Consider the following 5114-nt stretch of genomic DNA (forward strand, 5'->3'; position numbering starts at 1 on the left):
AAACCACATAAAAGTTTGAATAACTCAACTCCTTATGAAATACTCCAACATTATTTCAATCAACCTCTCTGTAAACAACCCTGAGATTTCTTACAATTTATCCGAGATTAAATTGCGGCGGAACTACCTGGATCGCTATTTCGCCCATTACACTGCTGATTGCCGAGTCGTGGGTGAGGGCTCCGTTTCATATCTTTATCAACCTGAGGCTATCAAACGGATTCAACACTTCAATCCTGGTGCACGGTTTATCGTCTTGGTTCGCGATCCACTTGCAATGCTACCATCATACCACCAGCGATTGCGATATCTGCTGCAAGAGGAAGAATCAGATTTTGAGAAAGCGTGGGCGCTCCAGTCGACGCGAGCGCGAGGGGAGAATATTCCAAAGCTATGTCTCGATGCCCGGTTGCTGGCATACAGTGAGATCGCAAAGTTTGGTGCGCAAGTGCAGCAGCTCTACGCCATCGCGGGACGTGAGCGGACACATGTCATTGTTTTCGACGATCTCGTGACTGATCCGCTCGGCGTCTATCAGCGTGCTCTGGAGTTCCTTCACGTCGATTACGACGGACAGACGCGCTTTGAGCGGAAATACCAAAGTCGTATGTATCGGTACCGTTGGCTTCAGCAGTTGCTTTACCTGCCAGTGATGCGTCATGGAAAAGTAATCGATACCCTGCAGCGCCGTCTATCCAATTACAATCAGGATGGTTCAAGGCGCCGAAATCCTATCAGTCAGCTGGCTGGTTGGAACACGATCACTGAATCACCGGCACCGCTGTCACCCAGGATGACTGCCATTGTGCGCGAGACGCTGCAAGCTGACGTCCAGCTCCTATCCAGTTTAATCGATCGCGATTTGAGTTCCTGGCTTGCCAGAAAAAGAGATCATGCCACCTATCACTTACTGCCGCATTGGAATAGTCCGACATTTGATCCGACAAAGGCAGGCTACCAGCATAGCAAAAGTTTAATTCCGAAGTCGGGGTAACAGCAACAGTCGATATCCACTGCTTGAGTAACTTGGCTAAGTTATCTGCATGTTTTGATAAAACGGGGGATCAAATGTCAATTCAGAAAAATAATACAGAAAAGAAACGATTGGAAGAATGTAACCGGCATAGCCAAACGGAAGGGGCTGAAGGCATGCCCTGGAAGAAGTGGGGCCCCTATCTCTCGGAGCGCCAATGGGGTACTGTGCGCGAAGACTACAGCGAGGAAGGGGACGCCTGGAATTCCTTCACCCATGATCATGCCCGCTCACGCGCCTACCGCTGGGGAGAGGATGGTATCGCCGGAATTTCTGATGATAAGCAGCAACTCTGCCTCTGCTTGGCTCTCTGGAATGGAAAGGATTCCATCCTGAAGGAACGCCTGTTCGGCCTCACCAACAGCGAAGGCAATCACGGTGAGGATGTAAAGGAATACTACTTCTATCTGGATAGCACGCCGACGCACTCGTACATGAAGTATCTCTACAAGTATCCCCAGACCGCCTATCCCTATGCTGATCTGGTGGAGACGAATCACCGCCGTTCACGGAACGAGTTTGAGTACGAATTGATCGACACTGGCGTCTTCAATGACGATCGCTACTTCGATGTCTTCGTGGAGTATGCCAAGGCCGGCCCGGAAGATATTCTGGTGAAGATTACGGCAGTCAACCGGGGACCGGACGCGGCCGAACTGCACCTCCTGCCGACGCTGTGGTTCCGCAACGATTGGTCATCGTGGATTGCGCCATCCAATAGATCTCCTGAGAAACCAGACATCAAGCAGATCGAGGCAGCTTTGGGCACAAACGCGGTCAAAGCAAGGCATCCGCTGCTGGGTGAATTTGTCCTTTCCTGCGAAGGTGAGGTGCCACTGCTTTTTACTGAGAACGAAACAAACCACGCGCGCCTTTTTCCTGGGCAAAAGAACGAGAGCCCGTACGTCAAGGACGGTATCAACGACCTTGTGGTGCAAGGCCGACAAGAGGCAGTTAACCCGAACAAGCAGGGCACCAAGGTCGCAGCACACTACCACTTCAATGTCGATGCTGGTCAGACCGCAGTGATCCGTCTGCGGCTGTCTAAAATTTCTCCGGATATTTCCCGGGATCAAAGCGGCAAGCCTTTTGGCAAGGATTTTGATACAGCCTTCGCTGACAGGCTTCGTGAAGCCGATGAATTTTACCAGTCTGTGACGCCGTCATCAGCGAGTGAAGATGTTGCCAATGTGATGCGCCAGGCCATCGCCGGCATGTTGTGGAGCAAGCAGTTTTTCTTCTTCGACGGTGACAATTGGCTGGACGAGCACAACTCCAATCCCCTTCATTCCGGATATCGAAACGCCCGTAACTCGGAGTGGTTCCATATGCTGAATGAGGACATCATCTCTATGCCGGACAAGTGGGAATATCCCTGGTATGCAGCCTGGGATCTGGCTTTCCATACGCTGCCACTTTCGATCGTAGATCCTGATTTCGCCAAAGAGCAAATGAAACTAATGCTCCGCGGCGTTTACCAGCATCCCAGCGGCCAGATCCCCGCATATGAGTGGAACTTCAGTGATGTGAATCCCCCAGTCCATGCCTGGGCGACACTGTTTCTGCATCGCACCGAGCAGGCCTTGCACGGCGAGACAGATATGGCTTTTCTTAAGTCAGCATTCAACAAGCTGTTGCTAAACTTTACCTGGTGGGTGAACCGCAAGGACCGCTTCGGCAAGAACGTGTTCGAAGGCGGCTTTCTTGGTTTGGATAACATCGGCATCTTCGACCGCAGTGCACCGCTGCCTACGGGTGGCAACCTGGAGCAGGCGGATGGCACGGCGTGGATGGCTCTGTTCTGCCAGAATATGCTGGAGCTCGCGATTGAGCTCGCAACCTATGATCCTTCCTATGAAGACATGGTGCCCAAGTTCATAGAGCATTTTTTATATATCGCCGCAGCGATGAACCGGCCTGGTCAGGAGGGTATGTGGGATGAGGAGGACGGCTTCTACTACGATCTGCTGCGGCTTCCCGATGGAACGGCTACACGACTCAAAGTGCGCTCGATAGTAGGGCTCATGCCGCTATGCGCTACAACTGTAATCGAGGAGTGGCAGCGGGAGCTTATTCCGCGATCGATGATTTTTCTGCAAGAACGTGCGCAGCGGATGCCCGAGCTTCTCGAGACCATTCATCCTGTGGGGCCGATGCATCGTGGCGTGGCTGAACGTGGTGTGCTCGCGCTGCTTAAGCCGGAGCGGCTGCGCCGGATTCTCACGAAGATGCTTGACGAGAATGAGTTTCTGAGTCCCTATGGCATTCGCTCGCTCTCCAAGTTCCACGAGCAGCATCCATATGTGTTTCATGTGCAAGGTCAGGAGTACCGGGTGGATTATCTGCCGGCTGAATCGAACACCGGCATGTTCGGTGGCAACTCCAACTGGCGTGGTCCGGTCTGGATGCCGGTGAATGTACTTATTATCCGCGCTCTGCTGAATTTTTATCTTTATTACGGCGATAACTTCAAAATCGAATGTCCCACCGGTTCGGGGAAAATGATGAATCTGTTTGAGGTAAGCAAGGAGATCGCCGATCGGCTCACCCGCATTTTCCTCAGGAATGAACAAGGCAGGCGCCCGGTGTATGGGGGTACCGAAAAATTCCAGACTGATCCCCACTGGCGCGATTACATCCTGTTCTACGAGTATTTTCATGGCGACAATGGTGCGGGATTGGGTGCAAGCCATCAGACTGGTTGGACCGGCCTCGTGGCTAAAAACATTCAGGTGTTCGGATTTCTTGACGCTAAAAGGTTCCTGGAAGGGGGCAAACAGGCCGCGTTCAAGAAAGTCAGCGTATGAATGATTGGTCAAAGTACCCGCTGATCTATGAGATTAACACCTGGGTGTGGCTAGGTGAGTTGGGCCGCAATGCAGCGCGCCAACATACACTAGCGTCAGTTCCTGACAGTGAATGGGATCAGATAGCTGCGCTTGGATTCGATGCGGTCTGGCTGATGGGCGTATGGGAAAGGAGTCCTGCCGGCATCGCTATTTCGATGCGGAATGAGGGGCTGCTTGCAGATTTTCGTCGTGCCCTCCCGAATTTTTCGCCGGAGGACAATGTTGGCTCACCCTATTGCGTGCGGCGCTATGTGGTGGATCAACACCTGGGAGGACCGGAAGGGCTGGTGATTGCCAGAAGCAAGCTTGCTGAGCGAGGAATACGTTTGATTCTCGACTTTGTTCCGAACCATGTCGCTCCTGATCACCCATGGGTGCTTGAGCATCCCGAGTACTTCATTCAGGGAACTCAGGAAGATCTGAAACGTGATTCCCACTCATTTGTATCTATCAACGGCAGTGTATATGCTTGCGGACGTGACCCTCACTTTCCAGCCTGGGAAGATGTGATCCAACTGAATGCGTTCAATGTCAGTCTGCGTGATGCCGCAATTGCAACTTTGCGTGATATCGCGGCTCAATGCGATGGTGTGCGCTGCGACATGGCCATGCTGCTGATGAATTCCGTTTTCCAGCGAACATGGGATGATCGCGCGGGTCCAACTCCAGAAGTAGACTACTGGCTGCAAGTAATCCCGGCGGTCAAGAAGGGCAATCCGCAGTTCCGGTTCATTGCCGAGGCTTACTGGGATATGGAATGGGCGCTACAGCAACAAGGCTTCGACTATTGCTACGACAAGCGTCTTTACGATCGCCTTGAGCATGATTCTGCCGAGAGCGTGCGGCTGCATCTCTGTGCCGATCTGCCCTACCAGGAGAAGCTCGTTCACTTCATTGAGAACCACGACGAACCGCGCGCTGCTGCAACGTTTACTGATCAGCATTTGCGGGTCGCTGCGGTAACCTTTGCGACGCTGCCTGGCGCCAGACTGTTTCATGAAGGACAATTCGAAGGACGCCGAGTGAGACTGCCTGTGTTCCTGCGTCACCGTTGTGATGAAATGCCAGAACAGAATCTTCAGCAATTCTACTACACTCTTCTTGAAATCCTTCGCAGCAAAGACTTCCGGGAGGGGGTGATGTGGCTCCCTGTAACTGGACAACCTGAAAGAAAGTTAAGCTCTGACATATAAAGTTAATCAGGTTCAGGCAACCCGATTGATTCTTTGGTG

At 52.3% G+C, this 5114-nt stretch carries 3 protein-coding genes; all 3 read left to right on the forward strand.

Features of this window, described 5'->3' with window-relative positions:
- Positions 1 to 34 precede the first annotated feature (34 nt).
- Positions 35 to 994 carry a sulfotransferase gene (locus tag BLV54_RS14360; RefSeq protein WP_090572292.1) on the forward strand — a complete coding sequence of 320 codons (960 nt, stop codon included), beginning with the start codon at positions 35 to 37 and terminating at the stop codon, positions 992 to 994.
- A 74-nt stretch (positions 995 to 1068) separates the two neighbouring features.
- A complete protein-coding gene (locus tag BLV54_RS14365; RefSeq protein ID WP_090572294.1) occupies positions 1069 to 3840 on the forward strand; it encodes an MGH1-like glycoside hydrolase domain-containing protein in 2772 nt (923 codons plus the stop codon).
- A complete protein-coding gene (locus tag BLV54_RS14370; protein ID WP_090572293.1) occupies positions 3837 to 5075 on the forward strand; it encodes an alpha-amylase family glycosyl hydrolase in 1239 nt (412 codons plus the stop codon). The genes BLV54_RS14365 and BLV54_RS14370 overlap by 4 nt, the downstream gene beginning before the upstream one ends.
- Positions 5076 to 5114 lie beyond the last annotated feature (39 nt).

The sequence above is a fragment of the Nitrosomonas sp. Nm33 genome (assembly GCF_900107265.1).
Lineage (GTDB): Bacteria > Pseudomonadota > Gammaproteobacteria > Burkholderiales > Nitrosomonadaceae > Nitrosomonas.

Bases quoted from the DNA above. Each gene is read 5' to 3' on its own strand.
- BLV54_RS14360 (WP_090572292.1), top strand. From the start codon at position 35: ATGAAATACTCCAACATTATTTCAATCAACCTCTCTGTAAACAACCCT.
- BLV54_RS14365 (WP_090572294.1), top strand. From the start codon at position 1,069: ATGTCAATTCAGAAAAATAATACAGAAAAGAAACGATTGGAAGAATGT.
- BLV54_RS14370 (WP_090572293.1), top strand. From the start codon at position 3,837: ATGAATGATTGGTCAAAGTACCCGCTGATCTATGAGATTAACACCTGG.